18 protein-coding genes and 5 pseudogenes are annotated in these 19,649 nt (G+C 71.9%); 10 read left to right on the forward strand and 13 right to left on the reverse strand.

Features of this window, described 5'->3' with window-relative positions; all coding sequences use genetic code 11:
* Window positions 1-64: 64 nt before the first annotated feature.
* Together ACZ60Q_RS20535 and ACZ60Q_RS20540 are read right to left on the reverse strand one after the other, a co-directional pair.
* Window positions 65-790 carry a class F sortase gene (locus tag ACZ60Q_RS20535; RefSeq protein ID WP_469636337.1) on the reverse strand — a complete coding sequence of 242 codons (726 nt, stop codon included), beginning with the start codon at window positions 788-790 and terminating at the stop codon, window positions 65-67.
* A 1-nt stretch (window position 791) separates the two neighbouring features.
* A complete protein-coding gene (locus ACZ60Q_RS20540; protein ID WP_469636340.1) occupies window positions 792-1,358 on the reverse strand; it encodes a hypothetical protein in 567 nt (188 codons plus the stop codon).
* A gap of 130 nt (window positions 1,359-1,488) precedes the next feature.
* On the opposite strand from ACZ60Q_RS20540, the pseudogene ACZ60Q_RS20545 reads away from it, so the two are divergent.
* The 5 genes and pseudogenes from ACZ60Q_RS20545 to ACZ60Q_RS20565 all read left to right on the forward strand — a co-directional run.
* Window positions 1,489-1,677 (forward strand): annotated as a pseudogene (locus ACZ60Q_RS20545) (transposase); the annotation flags it as partial.
* Window positions 1,678-1,835: 158 nt separating this feature from the next.
* Complete coding sequence (locus ACZ60Q_RS20550) at window positions 1,836-2,546, forward strand: transposase (RefSeq protein ID WP_469636343.1); 711 nt, start codon at window positions 1,836-1,838, stop codon at window positions 2,544-2,546.
* A gap of 184 nt (window positions 2,547-2,730) precedes the next feature.
* Window positions 2,731-3,498 (forward strand): transposase, encoded by a 768-nt coding sequence (locus ACZ60Q_RS20555; RefSeq protein ID WP_469636345.1) that lies wholly within the window; start codon window positions 2,731-2,733, stop codon window positions 3,496-3,498.
* 237 nt (window positions 3,499-3,735) lie between these two features.
* Window positions 3,736-5,403, forward strand: a complete 1,668-nt coding sequence (locus ACZ60Q_RS20560; RefSeq protein ID WP_469636348.1) for an FG-GAP-like repeat-containing protein — start codon at window positions 3,736-3,738, stop codon at window positions 5,401-5,403.
* 8 nt (window positions 5,404-5,411) lie between these two features.
* Window positions 5,412-5,740, forward strand: a pseudogene (locus ACZ60Q_RS20565) (NF041680 family putative transposase); the annotation flags it as partial.
* A gap of 61 nt (window positions 5,741-5,801) precedes the next feature.
* Here ACZ60Q_RS20565 and ACZ60Q_RS20570 read toward each other — a convergent pair.
* Window positions 5,802-6,020, reverse strand: a pseudogene (locus tag ACZ60Q_RS20570) (hypothetical protein); the annotation flags it as partial.
* A gap of 22 nt (window positions 6,021-6,042) precedes the next feature.
* Between ACZ60Q_RS20570 and ACZ60Q_RS20575 the strand changes: the two are divergent.
* Window positions 6,043-6,798 (forward strand): annotated as a pseudogene (locus ACZ60Q_RS20575) (transposase family protein).
* Window positions 6,799-6,996: 198 nt separating this feature from the next.
* Here the strand turns inward: ACZ60Q_RS20575 and ACZ60Q_RS20580 are convergent.
* Complete coding sequence (locus tag ACZ60Q_RS20580; RefSeq protein ID WP_469636351.1) at window positions 6,997-7,368, reverse strand: hypothetical protein; 372 nt, start codon at window positions 7,366-7,368, stop codon at window positions 6,997-6,999.
* An 85-nt stretch (window positions 7,369-7,453) separates the two neighbouring features.
* Between ACZ60Q_RS20580 and ACZ60Q_RS20585 the strand changes: the two genes are divergently transcribed.
* The gene (locus ACZ60Q_RS20585; protein ID WP_469636354.1) at window positions 7,454-8,233 is read left to right on the forward strand and encodes an HAD-IIA family hydrolase; all 780 of its coding nucleotides are present in this window, start codon (window positions 7,454-7,456) and stop codon (window positions 8,231-8,233) included.
* Window positions 8,234-8,279: 46 nt separating this feature from the next.
* Here the strand turns inward: ACZ60Q_RS20585 and ACZ60Q_RS20590 are convergent.
* The 3 genes and pseudogenes from ACZ60Q_RS20590 to ACZ60Q_RS20600 form a co-directional block, all read right to left on the reverse strand.
* Window positions 8,280-8,494 (reverse strand): annotated as a pseudogene (locus ACZ60Q_RS20590) (hypothetical protein); the annotation flags it as partial.
* Window positions 8,495-8,620: 126 nt separating this feature from the next.
* Window positions 8,621-9,856 carry a peptidase gene (locus tag ACZ60Q_RS20595; RefSeq protein ID WP_469636357.1) on the reverse strand — a complete coding sequence of 412 codons (1,236 nt, stop codon included), beginning with the start codon at window positions 9,854-9,856 and terminating at the stop codon, window positions 8,621-8,623.
* 82 nt (window positions 9,857-9,938) lie between these two features.
* On the reverse strand, window positions 9,939-11,195 hold the full coding sequence (locus ACZ60Q_RS20600) for an ROK family transcriptional regulator (RefSeq protein WP_469636359.1): 1,257 nt from the start codon (window positions 11,193-11,195) through the stop codon (window positions 9,939-9,941).
* Window positions 11,196-11,269: 74 nt separating this feature from the next.
* Between ACZ60Q_RS20600 and ACZ60Q_RS20605 the strand changes: the two genes are divergently transcribed.
* Entirely contained in the window at window positions 11,270-12,427 is a 1,158-nt protein-coding gene (locus ACZ60Q_RS20605) for a Gfo/Idh/MocA family oxidoreductase (protein ID WP_469636362.1), read from the forward strand.
* The gene (locus ACZ60Q_RS20610) at window positions 12,424-12,903 is read left to right on the forward strand and encodes a heme-degrading domain-containing protein (protein WP_469636364.1); all 480 of its coding nucleotides are present in this window, start codon (window positions 12,424-12,426) and stop codon (window positions 12,901-12,903) included. The genes ACZ60Q_RS20605 and ACZ60Q_RS20610 overlap by 4 nt, the downstream gene beginning before the upstream one ends.
* Before the next feature lie 199 nt (window positions 12,904-13,102).
* Here ACZ60Q_RS20610 and ACZ60Q_RS20615 read toward each other — a convergent pair whose 3' ends face one another.
* The 6 genes from ACZ60Q_RS20615 to ACZ60Q_RS20640 all read right to left on the reverse strand — a co-directional run bounded on the left by ACZ60Q_RS20615 (window position 13,103) and on the right by ACZ60Q_RS20640 (window position 18,114).
* Window positions 13,103-13,963 (reverse strand): fumarylacetoacetate hydrolase family protein, encoded by an 861-nt coding sequence (locus ACZ60Q_RS20615; RefSeq protein ID WP_469636366.1) that lies wholly within the window; start codon window positions 13,961-13,963, stop codon window positions 13,103-13,105.
* Between the two features lie 137 nt (window positions 13,964-14,100).
* On the reverse strand, window positions 14,101-14,871 hold the full coding sequence (locus ACZ60Q_RS20620) for a YidC/Oxa1 family membrane protein insertase (protein ID WP_469636369.1): 771 nt from the start codon (window positions 14,869-14,871) through the stop codon (window positions 14,101-14,103).
* 189 nt (window positions 14,872-15,060) lie between these two features.
* Entirely contained in the window at window positions 15,061-15,432 is a 372-nt protein-coding gene (locus tag ACZ60Q_RS20625; protein ID WP_469636372.1) for a DUF6412 domain-containing protein, read from the reverse strand.
* Between the two features lie 90 nt (window positions 15,433-15,522).
* On the reverse strand, window positions 15,523-17,103 hold the full coding sequence (locus ACZ60Q_RS20630; protein WP_469636375.1) for a sodium:solute symporter family protein: 1,581 nt from the start codon (window positions 17,101-17,103) through the stop codon (window positions 15,523-15,525).
* Complete coding sequence (locus tag ACZ60Q_RS20635) at window positions 17,100-17,321, reverse strand: DUF3311 domain-containing protein (protein ID WP_469636377.1); 222 nt, start codon at window positions 17,319-17,321, stop codon at window positions 17,100-17,102. The genes ACZ60Q_RS20630 and ACZ60Q_RS20635 overlap by 4 nt, the downstream gene beginning before the upstream one ends.
* A gap of 28 nt (window positions 17,322-17,349) precedes the next feature.
* Entirely contained in the window at window positions 17,350-18,114 is a 765-nt protein-coding gene (locus tag ACZ60Q_RS20640) for a class E sortase (protein ID WP_469636380.1), read from the reverse strand.
* Window positions 18,115-18,556: 442 nt separating this feature from the next.
* Between ACZ60Q_RS20640 and ACZ60Q_RS20645 the strand changes: the two genes are divergently transcribed.
* Entirely contained in the window at window positions 18,557-19,561 is a 1,005-nt protein-coding gene (locus ACZ60Q_RS20645) for an SEC-C domain-containing protein (RefSeq protein ID WP_469636383.1), read from the forward strand.
* The last annotated feature ends 88 nt before the right edge of the window (window positions 19,562-19,649 follow it).

Here is a 19,649-nt window from a genome sequence, read left to right on the forward strand (position 1 = left end):
TGACCGTGTGTGGCGCGTGGCGCGTGACGTGCGGTGCGTGACGCGTGGCGCGTGGTGCGGCGGGTCAGCCGCGGCTTTCGTCGCCCACGGCCTGTACGCGCCCACCGCCGTCGCCGGCGTCCTTCGCGTCCCGCGCGCCGGTGAGGTAGGCGGAGACCACCACGTTCGCCGTGTAGGAGCGGGTCCTGTGGTCGTACGTTCCGCCGCAGGTGATCAGCCGCAGCTCGGCCCGGCCGTCCTCGCGGGGCCCGTACGCCTTCTGCGCGTCGAAGCGTTCGCGGGTGACGAGCTGGACGTCGTCCACGGTGAACTCCGCGACGCTGCCGTCGGTCCGGGCGACCTCGATCCGGGCGCCCGGCCTCACCGCGCTGAGCCCGTAGAAGACCGCGGGCTTGGTGTCGGTGTCGACATGGCCGACGAACAGGGCCGCGCCCTTCACACCGGGCCGGGCGCCGTCGCCGTACCAGCCGGCGGTCTTCGGCATGCCGTACGGGGGCGGGTCGATGGCTCCGTCGCGGTCGAGGCCGCGCGCGATGACGGGGGCCGAGATCCCCACGGAGGGGACCTCGACGCGTTCGGGGGCCGACCCGTCGAGCGGGTCGTGGGCCGGGGGCAGCTCCGCCCCGAGGGGGCGGCCGACCGCGGCCACGTCGCCGGTGGTGGTCCCCGACAGGCCGCCGAGCCCCCCGCCGGCGTCCCGGCCCCAGATCCACAGACCGAGCAGCAGCACGGCCCAGGTCACTCCGGTGAGCAGCCGCCCGTTGCCCGCCGGGCGGTCCGGGGCTCCCATGTCAGCTGCCGGCCGGGCCGCGACGCCGGCGCGAGCTGCGCAGGGCGACGGCGACGGCCGCGACGGCGGCGAGCACCAGGCCGATCACCGCGTGCCGGGTGCCGGGGCCCTCGGCCTCGGTGGACCGTTCGGCGAGGGTGGCGGTGCCTCCGCCGCCCGCCTTGACGGGTGCGGCGGGCGAGGGGCGGTTGTGGTGGACGACGGTGAGGGTGCCGGTCGCCTTGGACCGGCCGTCCTCGCAGGTCACCCGGACTTCGTAGGAGCGGGGTGCGGCGTCGTCCCGGATCCGGGCCTCCGCGAAGAGGCCCTTGTCGTCGGCGGGGCGGAAGCGGGCCTCCGAGGCGAAGGCGTCGGAGCTGCCGGTCGCCTCGCGGCCCCTGCCGCAGACGTCGACCCACAGTTCCACCCGCCCGCCCGGGGCGATGGTGGACGGGGTGACCGAGACGGTGCCGGTGCGCCGGTCGTCGTCACCGGCCGGGGCGGCCGGGGACGCCAGGGCGGCGGGTGCGGGCAGGGCTATGAGGGCGACCGCCGCCGCGGCACAGAACGTGAGGGGGATTGAACGCATGGTGAACCTCCTACGGGAAGGTTCACGTCTGTCGCGGCGGCCCGCATCCGCAGTCCTCCATTCGAGCGACGCCGGGGCGGCGGCCGGGGACGGCCGGGCGACGGCTGCGGCTGCGGTCCGCGCAGATCAGCGGCCCGGCATCGAGTCCGGCGAGCGGCTCGGCCGGCACCGCTGGAAGATCGAACGGTCGACCTCCTGGCTCTTCGGCTACCGGCGCCTCACCGTTCGGTACGAGCGCAAGGGCAACCACTTCCTCGCCTTCCTCGGCCTCGCCGCAGCCCTCACCTGCTACAAGAAGCTCGTCGAAAGCACCACGTGAGACATCCTCTTAGCTTGACTCTGTCGGGGATCTTGGAGTTCTCCGGTGCGGCAGCTTGATCAACGGGCATGCTCGGGTTGTTCCAGTGGCCCATGCAGTCGTCGAGGTGCTCGTTGTCCCTTCGCCCCCGTTCCGGTGAGCAAGTCCCTTCTCTGACCGTGCAGATCGCACGGGCGAGCAATCCGGCTGGCACCACGGCGATGTGGGTGAGAGACCGGCTGAACGGGCTCTGGCGCGACGAGGACTTCGCCGACTGGTACCCGCGTGACGGGCGACCTGGCCTTTCGCCCGCCCAACTGGCCACCGTCTGTGTACTGCAGTTCCTGCTCGGCCTGTCAGACCGGCAGGCCGCCGAGGCCGTCCGTTGCCGCATCGACTTCAAATACGCGATGGCCATGGAGCTGGACGACCCCGGCTTCCACCACAGCGTGCTCGCCGACTTCCGCGACCGTCTCGCCGAAGGGGACCGGGCTGACCGTCTCCTCGACCTCGCGCTCGCCCGCCTCAAGGAGGCCGGCCTGGTCCACGAGCGCACCACCCAGCGCACCGATTCCACCCATGTACTGGCCGCGGTGCGGGATCTGACCCGCCTGGAGCTGATCACCGAGGCGGTCCGCGCCGCCCTGGAAGAAGTCGCCGGCGTCTCCCCTCACCTGCTGGACGGGCTGGCCGATGAGGACTGGGGACGCCGCTACGGCCGGCCGGTCCGTCTGGGCAAGAACCCCACCAAGCCCAAGACCCGGATCCTCGCCACCGGGAACGACGCCCTCCGGCTCCTGGAACACCTCTGCCGGCACGGAGCGGACCGCACGTCCGGCCCGCGCATCCAGGCCCTGCGGCAGATCATGGTGCAGAACTACGAACCGTGACACTGCTGGGAACCTGCGCTGGCGCACGGCCGAGAAGGAAGGCGGGCCCGGGCTGCCGCCCTCGTCCCGGGCCATCGTCTCTCCCTACGACACCTCGGCCCGCTACGCACGACACGGACATATCATCAGCTGGAAGGGGTTCGCCGCTCATCTGACCGAGACCTGTGCCTCCGACGGTCCCAACGTGATCACGGATGTGGCCACCACCGCGGCCACCACACACGACAGCCAGGTCCTGCCCGGTATCCACCACCGGCTGGCCCGCCGCGGGCTGCTGCCCGCCGAGCACCTGGTCGACGGCGGCTACACCTCCCTGCCCCACCTGGAACAGGCAGCCCGTGAACACCAGGTCACCGTCACCGGACCACTGCCGGCCAACCCCACCCGCCAGCACCGCCAGGGCAGGGGTTTCGCCCGGGACGACTTCCACATCGACTACGACCATCAGCAGGTCACCTGCCCCCAGGGCCAGGTCAGCGCGGGCTGGCACGGCCCCTACCCGACCTCCTCGCCCACCGCGGCCCCGCTGATCGTGGCCAGGTTCACCAAGAGCCAGTGCCGCCCCTGCCCGGCCCGCACCCAGTGCACCACCACCGCCGACAACGCCCGCACCGTGGGTTTCCCCCCGCGCGAGCTCCGCGACCTGCAACTCCGCGTCCGCACCGAGCAACAGACACCCGAGTGGAAGACCCGCTACGCGGTCCGCTCCGGAGTGGAGGGCACGGTCAACGAGTTCGCCCACGGCCACGGCATGCGGCGCTGCCGCTACCGAGGACAGGGGAAAGCCCACATCCAGCACGTCCTGACGGCCATCGCCGTCAACATCGAACGCCTCAGCAGACTGCCACCAACCGAGGAATCACCTACACCTCGCCGACCGACTGCCTTCCAGAACTACCTCGACCAGCGCGAGATACACCGGCCGAAGTCATGGCGAACCCCGGGCACCTGACCTCGGCGGCTCCAAGATCCCCGACAGAGTCAAGGTTAGATCGAACAGGTCCAAATTTCCTGGGTCCTGCCCGCCGCCCGGGCGCTGGCGGGGGACCCCTATCGCGTTGTCCCTCCCCAGGAGCGTGTGTGAAATGTGATCCTAGCCAGGTTTGGTGATCTTTCTCAGAGAGGTGGGCGTGTGAGAGCGATACGAACAACACGGGCGTCGAGGGGCGCCCGGCTGGCAGCCGGACTCATGCTTGTCGCGGGCCTGTTCGCGGGCACGGCAGACCCGGCCGCCGCAGAGGCGGACGCCCCTACCGGTAAGCCGGTCAGCCTGATCTCGTACAACGTGTGCGGCGCGTGGACATGCCAGAGCTCCGCAGCGGACGAGGACGCGTGGGTGGACCAGGCGCTGCAGAAGGTGCCCGACTTGGGCGCCACCGATGTGATCCTGCTTCAGGAGCTGTGCGCAGGCCAGTACGAGAAACTGGTGGAGAGACTGGGCACGGGGTACTCGGGTCATTTCGCGGCTCAGAAGAGCCACAGCGGCTGTGACAAGTGGAGCACCGCGGCCCCGCCGACCACCGATTCGACCCGGATCGGACAGGCCGTCATCCTGCAGACCGGCGCGGGTGTCGTCGGATCGTCCGTCCAGGTGACGGTGGGCCGGGACACGCGGCTCGCGGTGTGCGCGAAGGGGCCAGTGTCCGGCCGCCACACCCTGGCCTGCAGCGTCCATCTGTCCGTCGATACTGCCCAAGGCGATATGCGCGAATTGCTCGATCATATCGAGGCGAACGCGGGCGGCGCTTCCGTGATCCTCGGCGGCGACTTCAACGTACAGCCGGACAAGCTGGGGGCGGCCGTCGCCGCCGGCAGGCCTGCGACCGGCTCGCTCGTCGAAGCGGATGCCGGAAAGAACACCGCTACAGCGGGGTGGAGCAGCGCCAGCAGCAGGTACACCGCGAAACTCGACTACGCCTTCTTCAGCTCGGAGGACTTCGGGTCCCCGTCCGCCTCTGTCGTCGATGTGGGGCTTGCCGGGACGAAGGACCACGCCCTCCTGAAGGCGACTGCGGTCACCCAGGCCCCGGTCGACGGCGATCTCACCGGGGACGGCCGCCCCGACCTGGTCGCCGTACGCAAGGACGGGACGCTGCGCCTCTACCCCGGTCTCGGTTCCGGCCGGTTCGACTCCCCGCGCCTGATCGGTAGCGCCGGCTGGCTGGGGGCCGTTGTCAGCCACCGCGGCGACTGGACCGGGGACGGACGCGAGGATGTGATGGCGCAGATCGGCGATAGCCTTTGGGTCTACCCCAACGTGGGCGGCGGATCGCTGGGTGAGCGGGTCGCGATACCCAACCGGGAAACCGGCTGGACGGACAAGGTCCCGCGCGCTGCGGGAGACCTCGACGGTGACGGCCAGTCCGACCTGATCGTCAAGAGCGCCAACGGCAGCGCACTGTGGCTGCACCGTGGCGGCACACCGGCCACCGGGCCCTCGCTGCCGCGTGCAGCCCTCTCTGTCGGGGGCAGCACCGACTGGGCGGATTACGACGTGCTCACCCCAGGGAACATCGCCGAGGACCCTGCCGAGAGTGGTGACGAGAACATGGCTGACCTGTGGGCACGCGACCGGACCACAGGTGAACTCAAGCAGTTCCGCTCCAAGGGAGCGGCTGGTCTCGCACCGCCCCAGGTGATCGGCGGCGACACCTGGGACGCCCTACAGCGGCCCCTGGCCGTCTCCCTCGGCGACGGCAACGACGACGGCCGTGCCGATCTCTGGGTCACGACAAAGTACGACGCGACGACCGCAACGGGCGGCGACCTGTGGTTCCGCCCAGGCATAATGGGCGTCTTCGGCACCCCTGTCCGAGTCGGCGAAGGCGGTTGGGGCTACATCGATTCCCTCGGCTAGTAGGGCTTACGGTCGCTGGCACCCGCCTCTACGGCAAGGCGACCGCTCAGGCGTGGGACCGGCTGCACCCGCGTCTGACCCACCGGGCCGTGTGGCTGGAGCACGACGGCCCGCTGCCCGTCATCGAGGGAACCGTCATCCGCTTGGCCGTCGAGCGCCTGCCCTCCGGCGGGTGAACAAGCCGGTCTGGCTGTGGTGGTCGAGGACCGGCGCCACCGAAGCCGATGCCGACCGGTGCTGGCAGGCGTTCCTGCGAAGGTTCGACATCGAGCACACCTTCCGCATGCTCGAGCAGACCCTCGGCTGGACCCGACCCCGCCTTCGCGACTCGGCCGCCGTCGGTAGCGGCAGCGTCGCATGCCGTGTCCGTGTGCGAACTCGTTGACCGTGCCCTCCACTCCGGAGCGGACCGCATAGCGGGTCATCCACTCGGGTGTCTGTTGCTCGGTGCGGACGCGGAGTTGCAGGTCGCGGAGCTCGCGCGGGGAAAACGCACGGTGCGGGCGCTGTTGGCGGTGGTGCACTGAGCCTTTTCCAAGCTGGCGGCGCTGACCGCGAGTTGGACAATCCTGCACAACGAAGAAGCCCCTGGTAGACGGGTTCTCGACCAAGATCACCCATGTCCGCCAGGAGCTTCGCGTGCTTGTCTACCCGTCCTCGATCGATCTGTCCAGCCGCACCCTACGGTTCCTGACCGGACAACTGACAGCCAGGCGGCAGAAGATCGGGACGCGGTGGCGGCGACTATCGGTCGGCCGCCAGGCCCTCCTGGCCTTGGCCCACCTGCGGTGCGGCGACACCTACGCCCAGCTCGCCGCGGGTTTCGGTGTCGGAATCGCGACCGTGTTTCGCTACATACGCGAAGCCGTCGAGGCCCTGTCCGCCCTCGCCCCGACCCTCAGCGAGGCGATGAGAACGATCCGGACGAAGGCGTTCGTCATCCTCGACGGCACCCTGCTGCCGATCGACCGCATCGCCGCCGACACCCCGTACTACTCGGGAAAGAACAAACGCCACGGTATGAACGTCCAGGCCCTCGCCGATCCGTTCGGACGGCTGCTCCGGGCCTCGCCCTCAGTGCCCGGCTCGACCCACGACCTCACCGCCGCCCGACAGCATGGAATCATCGAAGCCCTCACCGAGGCGGGCCTCAAATGCTGGGCGGACAAGGCGTATCAAGGAGCCGGCGGACCCGTCCGGGTACCGTTTCGGGGCCGCCACCTGAAGAGATGAAAGCGCCGCCACAACAGCTGCCACGCGAAGATCCGCTGCCTCGGCGAGCAGGCCATAGCCACCCTCAAGGGCTGGCGCCTCCTGAGGAAGCTCCGCTGCAGCACCAACCGAATCACCGACGTCGTGAAGGCCGTACTTGTCCTTCATCATGCGTCAGCGTGAGGTTGGAAAAGGCTCACTGCGATCTCCGCAAGCGGAACCTCTTCGCGGGCTTCGAGGACTACGTCAGGACTTCGCCGCTCTCGCTGTCCGTGACGACCGCCGCAAGGACGGGCTCGGCCTGGGCGCCCTCGTCGAGGGGCGCCGTGAGTGAGGTGGTCGGCGGCATGTCGGGGGCCAAGTCCGCCTCGACAACCGTCGTCAGCGTGTGTCGCGTTCCATGGTGTCCATGGACTCGGGCGTGCCCGGCGAGGCCGCGTCCAGCCACAGAGCGAAGAGGCTCATGCCGTCAACCACTTTGCCCAGCGGGCCCGGCAGGGCGTCCTTCAGGCCCTCGACATCGTCGTAAAAGCTCTCCCCGGCCGACGGGTAATGCTTCTCCGTCAGGTTCGTCCCGACAGACAGCGGAGCCTTGGCGGACTGGTAGGTCTCGACGACGGCGCGTGACAGCCCATGGGCGTCCCTGCCCCAAACGGAATACGCATTTCCCGCGAACGACTCAATCGTATGTTCGAATAATCGATCTAGCGTTGAAGGCTTCAGCTCACTACGTTCATGTGTGACTTGGCCCACTCCGAGATCGAGCAGGCACCGAAGGTAGTGTCTGAGCCGAGGGCAAGCCGCCTCGACCGAACGCGTCCGGTAGGAGAGACACCCCATGGCAGAGCGCAAGCCGATCGAATCCTGGCTGACCGACATGGACGGCGTACTCATCCATGAGGGCGTGCCGATTCCCGGCGCCGAGGACTTCCTCAAGCGACTGAAGGAGTCCGGACTGCCCTTCTTGGTTCTGACCAACAACTCGATCTACACCCCGCGCGACCTGCACGCCCGACTGCGGCGCATGGGGCTGGACGTGCCGGTCGAGAACATCTGGACATCAGCGCTGGCTACGGCACAGTTCCTCAACGACCAGCGGCCCAACGGCACGGCGTACGTCATCGGAGAAGCGGGCCTGACGACCGCGTTGCATGAGATCGGGTACGTCCTGACCGACACAGAGCCCGACTTCGTGATTCTCGGAGAAACTCGGACCTACTCGTTCGAGGCCATGACCAAGGCTGTCCGACTGATCAACGGCGGTGCCCGCTTCATCGCGACCAACCCTGACGAGACCGGGCCTTCCGCCGAGGGCGCACTCCCCGCCACAGGGGCCGTCGCGGCACTGATCACCGCAGCCACCGGCAAGAAGCCGTACTTCGTCGGCAAGCCGAACCCGCTGATGATGCGTGCCGGGCTGAACGCGATCGGGGCCCACTCGGAGACCTCTGCCATGATCGGCGACCGAATGGATACGGACGTACTCGCAGGCCTGGAAGCCGGGATGCAGACCTTCCTTGTCATGACCGGGGTTACCCAGCCGAACGAGCTGGGCCGCTACCCGTACGGGCCGTCGAAGGTCGTGGATTCGATCGCGGACATGATCGACTACGTGTAGTCGCTGGGATTCAGCAGCAAAGAAGAAGGCCCTCCCGGTAGTCCGGGATGACGAACGCCGTGCCGCCGGGGCGCTGGTCGTCGAGGAACTGGGCGGCGTCGAGCGCGGAGGTCCAGATGTTCTCCACGGGCACGTCCAGGCCCATGCGCCTCAACCGGGCGTGCGGGTCGCGGCGGTGCAGATGGAGTTGTCGGTGAGGAAGGGGAAGGGCAGCCCGTACGAGGTGCCGCCTGCCACCACCGGAGCGGATCGGTGCGCCAGGTGCCTGGTCGCGCGGGTAGTCCACGGCCCGATGGTTTCGGACAGGGGTGAACAGGCGGCGGTACGGGCTCCGCTCCGGCCGCCGCCGGGCGGGGCGCTCACCGCGGCGCGCACGACGGCAGCCGGTCAGTCCGTGGCGCGGCGGGCCCTGCGGGCATACCGCAGCAGGGCGGCCCCGCCGAGCAGGAGCGCCCCGGCGGCGACCCCGGTCCAGGCCGGTGACTCCGTTCCGCTGCGGGCGAGTTCGGGGAGCGGGCGGCCCAGGACGTCGCGGGGCGGGCGTCCGGGGTGCTCCTCGTCGGCACCCCTGCCCTCCTCACCGGTTCCGGGGCGGCTCGGCGGCCGGGCGCCGGGGTCGAGGCCCGGGGACGGATCCCGGCCGGCGCCAGGGTCGAGGTCCGGGGACGGATCCCGGCCGGGGTCGGTGCGGGTGCCGGTGCCCGGGTCCGCGCGTTCCGGATCCGCGCGTTCCGGATCCGCGCGTTCCGACCAGGGGCTCTCCGGCTGCGGGCGCTCGGGCCGGGAGTGTTCAGGCCGGGAGTGCTCGGGCCGGGGCTGTTCCGGTTCTCGGATGCCGCCCGTGGCGCCGTCGACGATCACGAAGGGGTAGTCCTCCGACTCCCCCACCCATTCGCCGTCCTCGCGCCCGCCGCCCTTGGCCTTGTCCTGGTGGCGGCGCTGGACGACGGCGGCGTGGGCGGTGACCGGGCCGGGGGCGGTGTCGGAGGTGAAGGCCATCCGGACGCGCACGGAGACGGTTTCGCCGGCGGGAACGGTGAACCCGAGGAACTCGTCGCCGGAGCCACTGACGCCGGTGCCGGTGCCGGTGCCGCTCGGCGTCCCCGCCCCGCCCGCTTCCCCGCCCTCCTCCTCGCGCTGACCATCCTTGTCGCGCTTGCCGCCCTCCTCGCCGCCGAAGACGCCGATCTGCTCGTCGCGGTCGGTGCTCTCCCAGGTGACCCGGTGTTCGATCCCGGGGCGGCCCGGCTCGGAGAACTCCAGCTGGATCTGGCCCGACGTCAGCCTGCGGTCCCGGTCGGCGAGGACAAGGACCGGGTGCAGAGCCCGGCAGGAGGCGTCGGTGGTGTTGGTGAGGTCGAGGAACCAGGTGCCGTAGCCGCCGCCGGAGGCGTACCTGTCCGGGGCGCCCTGGATCCGGGTCTCGATGGGGAAGCCCTGGGCGTCCGGGTCACCGCAGGCGGGCTGCTGGTCGGCGGTCGAGGAGGCGGGTGCGGACGCGGCCGGCAGGGCGGCGGCCTGCGGGCCGCCCAGGAGAGCGGTGGGCGCCGTGATCCCGGCGGCCAGCCCGAGGGCGGCGAGCGCACGGGCGTCACGCAGCCGTGTGCGGGAGGTGGGGGGCATGGAGGTCACCCTTCACTGCTCGCGGACGACCGGGGCCGGGGCCTCCGGTGGTGGCCTCCGACACCACCACGCGCGCGCGGACTCAGAGAGTCGACATGCCGACTTGATTCATAGGATCACCCGACTGCTTGCCGACCCGCTCCCCACCTCGCTTTCCCGCCCCGCTCCCGCTCCTGCCCCCGCTCCTGCTCCCGCGCTCGCCACCCTGCTCGCCGACCCGCTCCCCGACCCGCTCCCCCACCCGCCCGAAAACCGGAGCGAGCACCAATTGCGCCGCGCCCTCCGCGACCGGCCGGTCGCCGCCCCGGGCGACCGTGACGGTCACGCCCGCGCCCGCCCCGCCCCGCGCGGCCCGCTCCTCGATCACGGCCCGGACGCCCCGTACGTACGCGTCCTCGTCGGCGGCCACTGTCCTGCCGCCCAGGACCACCCGGTCGACACCGAGCAGGCCGACCAGGTTCGCCGCGCCCGTTCCCAGGACCCGGGCGGCCTCCCCCCGGTCGCCGCGCGCCTCTGCGGCCAGGCACAGCGCCTCGATGCAGCCGCGTCCGCCGCAGCCGCAGAGCGGGCCGTCCAACTGGAGTGTCTGGTGGCCGAATTCGCCCGCCCCGGTCCGCGCGCCCCGGTGCACCTCGCCGCCGAGGACCAGACCAGCGCCGAGCCCCGTACCGAGGTGGAGGTAGGCGAAGTCGCCGCGCGGCTCGTCGAGCGACAGGGCCAGGGCGAGGGCGGCGGCGTTGGTGTCCTTGTCCAGCACCACCGGCAGCCCGGTCCGTTCGGCCAGGGCGGCGCGCAGCGGGTAGCCGTCCCACTGGGGGAATCCGGTGACCCGGCGCAGGGCCCCGTCCCGGTGGTCCAGCGGGCCGGGCACGGCGACGCCGACGCCGAGCACCGGTTTGTGCGGTTCGGCGGCGCACAGGTCCCGTACCGCGTCCGCCGCGTCCGCGAGGACCCGGTCCGCCGGAGCGCCGAGGTCGAGCGGCGCGCGGGTCACCGCGACCGGCCGGCCCGCGAGGTCGACCAGGACGGCGGTGAGCCCGTCGCGGTCCAGGTGCAGCCCCACGGCGAACTGCGCGTCGGGGACGAGCCGCAGCACGGTACGCGGCTTGCCGCCGGTGGAGGGGCGCAGGCCCGCGCCGACGGCAAGGCCGTCCTCCCGCAGCCGGGCGGTGATCTTGCTGACGGCCTGCGGGGTGAGGCCGGTGCCCTCGGCCAGCTCCAGCCTGCTGATGCCCTCCGCCCCGGCGGCCCGCAGCAGGTCCAGCACCAGCGCGGCGTTGTGGTGGCGCAGGCCCGGCATGTTCACCCCGGTCTGGGTCTTCGTCCGGCTCCCGTTCACGGCTCACTCCTCTTCACCGACCCCATTGTGCCGGTCGCTTGCACTTTGGCAACAGCGTTGCTTAAGTGGAACGCATGACCCCCTACGCCCCCATCGCCTCCGACGCCCCGGGCGTACCCGGCGCTCCTCTCCGCGTCGCCCTCGTCGGCTATGGCCTGGCCGGCTCCGTCTTCCACGCCCCGCTGGTTTCCGCGACCGACGGGCTGGTCCTCGACACGGTCGTCACGTCGAACGAGGAGCGCCGGGCCGAGGCCCTCGCGGCGTTCCCCGACGTCCGCCTCGCCGCCTCGCCGGACGAGCTGTGGGAGCGCGCCGACGAGCTGGACCTCGTCGTGATCGCCACCCCGAACAGGACGCACGTCCCGCTGGCGACGGCCGCGCTGAAGGCCGGGCTGCCGGTGGTCGTGGACAAGCCGGTCGCCGGGACCGCCGCCGGGGCGCGCGAGCTCGCGGCTCTCGCCGAGGAGCGCGGGCTGCTGCTCTCGGTCTTCCAGAACCGCCGCTGGGACAACGACTTCCGCACCCTGGCCGGGCTGATCGCCGGGGGTGAGCTGGGCGAGGTGCAACGCTTCGAGTCCCGGTTCGAGCGCTGGCGGCCGCAGCCGAAGGGCGGCTGGCGCGAGTCGGGCGACCCGGAGGAGATCGGCGGTCTGCTGTTCGACCTGGGCAGCCATGTCGTCGACCAGGCGCTGGTGCTGTTCGGCCCGGCGGTCCAGGTGTACGCCGAGTCCGACGTACGGCGTCCCGGCGCGGCGGCGGACGACGACACGTTCCTCGCGATCACCCACGCCAACGGGGTCCGTTCACATCTGTACGTCAGTGCCACCACGGCCCAGCTCGGCCCGCGTTTCCGGGTGCTGGGCTCGGAGGCGGGCTATGTGAAGTACGGCCTGGACCCGCAGGAGGCGGCGCTGCGCGAGGGGCTGCGCCCGACGGCCGGTGAGCCGTGGGGCGAGGAGGCGGAGGAGCTGTGGGGCCGCCTCGGCTCCGGTGAGTCCCCGCTGACCGGCGCCGGCACCCCGGTCCGCACGCTGCCCGGCGACTACCCCGCGTACTACGCCGAAGTCGCCGCCGCCGTACGGGGCGCCGGCCGGAACCCGGTCACCGCGCTCCAGGCCGCCGCCGCGCTGGACGTCCTGGAGGCCGCCCGCCGTTCGGCCCGCGAAGGTATCTCCGTCACCCTTCTCCCCCACCACGACGAGGACCAGCGGGCGAAGGAGCAGCGCGCATGAGCACCGCCTCCCCCACCGTCTCCGAGCTGATCGCCCAGGAGCGCCGGCTCATCCTCCCGCGCTTCTCCTACGACGACGCGTTCACGCTCGGCATCCTGCTGGTCGCGCTGGCCCGGGAGCGGCACGCACCGGTCGCGGTCGACATCCGGCGCGGCGCGCAGCAGCTCTTCCACGCGGCGCTGCCGGGGTCGAGTGCGGACAACGACGCGTGGATCGACCGCAAGCGCAGGGTCGTCGAGCGGTACGGCGAGAGCTCGTACCTGGTGGGCACCCGGTTCCGGGCGAAGGGCACCACGTTCGAGGAGTCCTCGCGCCTGGCCCCGGACACGTACGCGGCGCACGGCGGTTCGTTCCCGATCGCGGTGGAGGGCGCGGGCGTGATCGGCACGGTCACGGTGTCCGGGCTGCCGCAGGCCGAGGACCACGCGATGGTGGTCGAGGCGCTGGAGCAGTTCGCGGCGACGACGGGAGCCTGAGCGGAGCCGGCGCGGGAACGGGGCGCGTCACCGTACGGGAACAGGGCGCGTCACCACCCGGAACGGGAACGGGAACGGGCGCCGTCACCGTACGCGTAGCGGCGCACCGCCGCGCGTCCTCGTACGCGTGACAGCGCCCCGGCCCCTCCGGCCCACCTCTCCGGCCCGCCCCTCCGGCTCGGGAGGAGGCCTCCGTGGACTACGCCCCCTTCAGCTCCTGCCGCTGCCGGCCGAGCCCCTGCACCTCCAGCTCCACCACATCGCCCGCCCTCAGATACGGCTTCGGCTCGGGCCGCCCCATCGCGATCCCGGCGGGCGTACCGGTGTTGATCACGTCGCCCGGATAGAGCGTCATGAAGTGGCTGAGATAGCGGACGAGCTCGCCGACCGGGAAGATCTGCTCGGCCGTGGTGCCGTTCTGCTTCAGCTCGCCGTTGACCCAGAGCCGCAGCGACAGGGCCTGCGGGTCGGGCACCTCGTCGGCGGTGACCAGCCAGGGCCCCAGCGGGTTGAACGTCTCGCAGTTCTTGCCCTTGTCCCAGGTGCCGCCGCGCTCGATCTGGAACTCGCGCTCCGAGACGTCGTGCGCCGTCGCGTACCCGGCGATGTGCGCGAGCCCCTCCTCGGCCGTCTCCAGGTAGCGGGCGGTGCGCCCGATGACGACGGCGAGTTCGACCTCCCAGTCGGTCTTCCGGCTGCCGCGCGGCACCAGGACCGTGTCGTGGGGCCCGACGACGGTGTCGGGGGCCTTGAAGAACAGGATCGGCTCCGCCGGGATCTCCGCACCCGTCTCGGCCGCGTGGTCGCGGTAGTTCAGCCCGATGCACACGATCTTGCCGATGCGCCCGAGCGGCGGGCCGGTCCGCAGCCCCGTCGCGTCCAGGGCGGGCAGCACGCCGGGCGCCTCGGCGGCCGCCCGTACCCGGGCGAGCGCGGAGGCGTCGGCGAGCAGCTCGCCGTCGATGTCGGGGACGATCCCCGACAGATCACGCAGAGTCCCGTCGCGGTCGAGAAGTGCGGGGCGCTCGGCGCCCGCCGTACCGACTCGAAGCAGCTTCAACGGTCCAACTCCTCTTGGTCGAGGTGGTGGCCCTCCGGCGGGTTGCGGCCGACGGAGGACTTGGCCGATCGTCCAAGAGATGCGATCACTCCGCAAGACCTCGTTCACACACTGGACCGGCGCGGTGGTCCGGCCGACTACGCCGCCGTGGCCATGGCGGCGCCGGCGGCCGGCATGTCGCGGTACAGCCAGGCCCGTTCGACGGCGGTCCAGGTGGTCGTGGTGACGACGTAGAGAGCGGCGGCCAGCGGGACGACGGCCACGGTGATCAGGGTGAAGAAGGACAGCAGCGGCATGAGCTTCGTCATCGCGCCCATGCCGGGCACCGCCTGTCCGTCCGGGCCCGCGGGGGGCGTCATCGGGTTGGCGGCCAGCTGTCGCTTGGTGCGTCCGTAGCTGAACGTGGCGACGGCCGCGACGATCGCGAAGAGCCCCAGGTAGACCCAGCCCTGGCCGCCGAACACACCGCCGTGCGCGAGCGCGTCGTACCAGCGCCCGCCGAGCGGTGCGCCGAGCAGATCGTGGCTGAGCAGCGCGTTGGGCTCGCCGCCGATCGAACTGCTGGAGAACAGGTGGTAGAGCAGGAAGAACGCCGGCATCTGGAGCAGGCTCGGCAGGCAGCCGGAGAGCGGCGACACCTTCTCGGCGGCGTGCAGATCCATGATCGCCTTCTGCATCCGCTCCGGGTTCCTGCCGTGCTTCTCGCGGAGTACGGCGATCTGCGGCTGGAGTCGGCTGCGGGCCTTCTGTCCGCGTGCGGCGGCCCGCGACAGGGGGTGGACGGCCAGCCGGACGAGCGCGGTGAACAGGACGATCGCGGCGGCGGTGGACGCGGTCTGGAAGAAGGGCTGGAGCAGGTCGGCGAGGGAGCCGACCAGGCTCGCGAAAGCGGACATGAAGGCGGACATGGGTGAGCCCTCCGGGGGTCTCGTCGTGCCGGGGGTACCTGCGAGGAGGTACGGGGTGATCACTCGGCATGACGACCGGCGCGGGGCGCACCGCCCGTACGGGACGCACGTACGCGAGAGTCGCGAAGAGACGCGAAGAGACGCGAGAGGTGCGTACGAGAAGACGTGCGGGAGAGGTGCGGGGGTTCGCTACGCGGCGGCCGTCAGGAGGGCGCGCCCGGGTGCTCGGGGCCGCGTTCGGCCCCGGGCGTCGGGGTCGCGTTGCGGGAGGAACGCGGTGCGCTTCTCCCGGTCCCTGATGGCCGTACGGACCCGGGTGCGGGGCACCGGGGGCGCGCAGCGGGCGCTGATGACGGAGCAGGCGAGGAGTGCGGAGCCGGCGGCCGCGGTCGCGGCGAGCGCGACGGCCGCGGAGAGGATGCCGCCCTCGGCGAGGAGGACCTCGGTGAGGAAGAGGACGAGGAGTCCGGCGGGCCGGAGCAGCCGGGCGAAGGCGCGACGCAGAGCGTTGGCGTCCCCCACGGTGTGCACCTCCCGTTCCTCCCTCGTCGTACGCCTCATACGTACCGTTGGTCGTGCGCCTCATACGTACCGTTGGCCGAACGGCTCGTGCGTACCGTTCATTCATCGAAGCGCACGGCACTTCTTTCGTTATACACGATGATCGGATGCGCTCCGGGCGGTTCGGGCGACCGTGCGGGACTCGTCCTCGTCCCCGTCCTCGTCCCCGTCCCCGTCCCCGACCGGATCACCGGCCAGCACCTCGGCGTCGGGCCGCGGGTCCGCGTCGCGGGGCCCGGCGAAGGTGACGGCGAGCGCGACGGCCAGATTGGCGGCGAGGGCGACGAGCCCGGCGTTCACGCCCCCCACCGGATCGTTCCCGCTGAAGACGAGGACGCTGACCACCGTGACGCCGACGATCAGCCCGCTGAACGCCCCCCGGAAGGTGAGCCGCCGCCAGACCAGGGCGAGCAGCACCATCGGGAGCAGCTGCGCCATCCCCTCGTACGAGATGAGGGAGAGGCGTACGAGGGTGTTGGGGGCGGTGTACGTGAGGAGCAGCGCGAGGCCGCCCGCGAGCACCACCACGACCTGGGCGGCGGACTTCTGCCGCTCGGCGAGACGCGGCACGAGCGACAGCACGCTGCGCCCCCACATCGTCCCGATGACCAGCATGAACACGGCCATGGGCACGATGGAGGAGAGCCCCGCGGCGACCCCGATGACGCCGACCGCCCAGGCGGGCAGCGAGTCGACGACCAGCTTGAACAGCGCGAGGTTCGACTCCGCTCCGGCCAGCCCCGGCACCACGAACAGGGCGGCGAGGCCGAGCAGCATCGGGACGAAGAGCAGGACGTTGTACGCGGGCAGGTACATGGCGTTGCGGCGCAGCGCGTCGGCGTTCCTGGCCCCGAGGTATCCGGCGACGGTGGTAGGGAAGATGACGACGGTCAGCGAGTTCAGGAACGTGGTGCTGATGAACCACAGCTCCCCGAGCCCGCTGCCGCCCCCGTCCCCGCTCCCGCCGCCCCCGTGTCCCGGAAGGGTCAGCCAGTCGCTCTTCTCGGTGACGAGCCGGTCGAGGAAGGGCCCGTACCCGTCGAAGTAGTGCAGGGGGACGTACAGCGCGAGGAACCCCAGGGTGGCGATGACCAGGACGTCCTTCAGCACGGACACCCAGGCGCTGCCGCGCAGCCCGCTGACCACGACGAAGCCGGTGGTGACGGCGAAGGCGGCGAAGTAGGCCCAGTTCAGGCTGACGGCCCCATAGGAGATGACGGAGAGGACCACCCCCATGCCGGTGATCTGGAGCTGGATGTACGGCAGCAGGAACACGGTGGCCAGCACCGCGACCACCGCGCCGAGCCAGGGCCGGCCGAAGCGGTGGGCGACCATGTCGGTGATCCCGACGAGGCCGTGCCGGCGGGCGTACCCCCAGAGCATCGGCCCGACGACGTACCCGATCGCGTAACCGCACGACATGTACGCGACGACGTACAGCACGGGCGCCCCGTAGTTGTAGCCCCAGCCCGCGGCCCCCAGATAACTGAAGCTGGTGTAGCCCTCGCCCGCCATCAGCACCCAGATGAAGACGGGGCCCAGACTCCGCCCGCCCACGGACCACTCGGCGAGCCCGCCGCCCTTGCCGCGACCGCGCAGGGCGAGGAGGCCGAGGGCGACGGTGGCGACCATGAAGGCGGCGAAGACGGAGGTGGCGACGAGGGCGTTCACGCGCGACCGCCCCGGCGCGGGTCCCGGAGGTCCGCCCGCCTGGTGAGCCATACGGCGACCGGCGTGAGGAGGGTCGCCCCGAGGAGCCACACGAAGAGGAAGGGCACGCCGAACACGAGGGGGGTGACCCGGTTCGCGAACGGCAGCGCACCGAGGTACAGGACATGGGGGACGAGCAGCCACAGCAGTTGAGGGCGTCGTCTGATCACTCCGAACACCCAGGGACCCTACGCCCCTTCCGGCCGCTCACCGCGGGCGCATCGCGGTGAGCTTCCCCCAGACGATGAGCCGGTGGCGGGAGCTGAACTCGGGGGTGCAGGTGGTCAGCGTGAGGTAGTAGCCGGGCGCGCTGTAGCCGACGGAGGTCGTGATGTTGCTGCGCGGCACGGGCGCGATGACCCCGCTGTCCGAAGGCGCGGTCCGCGCGAGCCGTTTGCCGACGGTGTACGTGTAGACGGCGTCCCGGGTCTCGACGGTGATCCGGTCGCCGCTCCGCAGCCGGTCGATGCGCCGGAAGGGCTCGCCGTGGGTGTTGCGGTGCCCGGCGAGCGCGAAGTTCCCGGCCTGCCCGGCCTGCGCGGTCCGGGTGTAGTGCCCGACGTACCCCCGGTCGAGCACCCCGCCCTTGCTGGTGCCCTCGGCGACGGGGGCGGTGAGCCCGATCCGGGGGATGCGCAGCACGGCGTACGCCTGGTCCCAGCGGGGGGCGGTGCCGGTACGGGAGGGGGTAGGGGCATCGGGCGCCGCCGGGGCGGCCTCGGCCGCACGGCCGGAGGCCGGAGGGAAGGCGCTCCTCTCCCTCACCTCGTCGTCAACGGCGGTCGGCTCGTCCCACTCCCGCTCCAGGCTCCGCACGGTGCGCCCGGCGTCTGCGCGCGCCTCGCGGTTGGTCCACCACAGCTGGTGGGCGACGAGGAGCAGCAGCACGACACCGAGGCTCACGACGAGCTCGGCCGACACCCACAGCCCCCGGGCGAGGAGACGCGGCGCACCACCCCGGCGGCTTCGCACGGCCGACCGCCTCCGGACCCCCCGCCTCCGCACCCGCCCCCGTCCCGGCCTCCATCCCCGACTCCGCACAGCACCCCACTCCCGCAGCATCGACGTCACCTCTCCGCCTCGGCGCGCACGGTCCCGCACGGCGGCCGGTCCCGCGCACGACGGACGGATCCCGCACAGCCCGTACGGGTCCCGCACGGCGCATGGCCCCACACACGGCTACGGGTCCCGCAGAGCGGACACGGTCCCGGGCACCGCGCGCAGGTCCCGCACAGCGGACACGGCACCGGACACGGCACTGGACACGCCCCCTCCGCATCCGCCCCCTCCTCCGCATCCGCCCGGGCATGGCGCGCACAGTAGGGGCAGACCTCACAACTCTCCAGACCTCTCCCCCATCCCGTCCCCCTCCCTCTCCTCCACGCCGTCGCCGTCCGGCAGTACCGTGTGGTCCATGCGCCCCGACACGCCTGCCGACCACACCACCGAAGCCGAGCGCCTGCTCCGCACCGCGGCGCAGTACCCCGAGGACCGCGAACCGCTGATCCTCCAGGCCGCGGCCCACCTGGAACTCGCGGGCGACCGCGCCCGCGCGAGCACGCTCTACGACGAGCTGCTCGGGGCCCCCGAGGCCACCGTCGACAACCCGCACCTGATCAAGTCCCTGAAGGCGGCCAACCTCTGGGAGTACGGTCACGTGGCCGAGGCCCGGGCGATCATCGACGGCATCCGTACCGCGGGCCCGCTGGACGCGGCACCGTGGCAGGTGGCCGCGGAGACCCTGGAGGCGCACGATGAGCTGGAGTCGGCGCACGACCTCCTCTCGACCGCGCTGACCCTGCTGCTGACCCCCGGCGAAGAGGTCCCGTACGCCGTCCAGTCCCTGCTGACCGGCCGCCACCGGGTGCGCAGGCTGATGGGCCTGGACCACGACGCCTGGGACGAGCTCGCCGGCGAGCTGCACACCGCCCCGGTCCCCCTGGACGAACTCCACGACCCCAAGCGCCTGTGGTCGCTGGGCTCCTCGGACCCGGTCGAGCTCAAGGCCGAGATCGCCCGCCTCCGCTCGGAGCTGGGCACCTACCGCACGGCCCTCTCCCGCCCGTTCCCGGTCGCCGTCCTGCACTGGCCCGAGAACGAACTGCGTGAACTGCTCACCGCGTACCCGGCGTTGACCGAGGAGTACGGGGACCGCGCCACCCACCTGGACCGCCTGGAGGCCGCGCTGCGGGACCTCCACGCGACGGGCACCCCGAACCTGGGCATCGTGACGGGCACGGTCCCCTCGTACGAGGCGTTCGCCGCCTCCGAGGCCGCGCCCCCGGCCGCCCCGGGCCTCCTCCCCCAGTACGCCACCACCCTCGCCGCCCGAGGCCGCGCCCTCCCCTGGCCCCCGTCCCGCACGGCCGCCTGCTGGTGCGGCAGCGGGGAGGGTTACGGGGGGTGCCACGGGGCGTGAGCCCCGGCACTTCGACTGCCGGCCCGGAACCCCGCGCGTGACGGGTGCGGGGTTCCGGGCCGCGCCGCGCGAGGGCCGGCCGACGGCT

The sequence above is a fragment of the Streptomyces sp. NPDC104313 genome, from assembly GCF_055583985.1.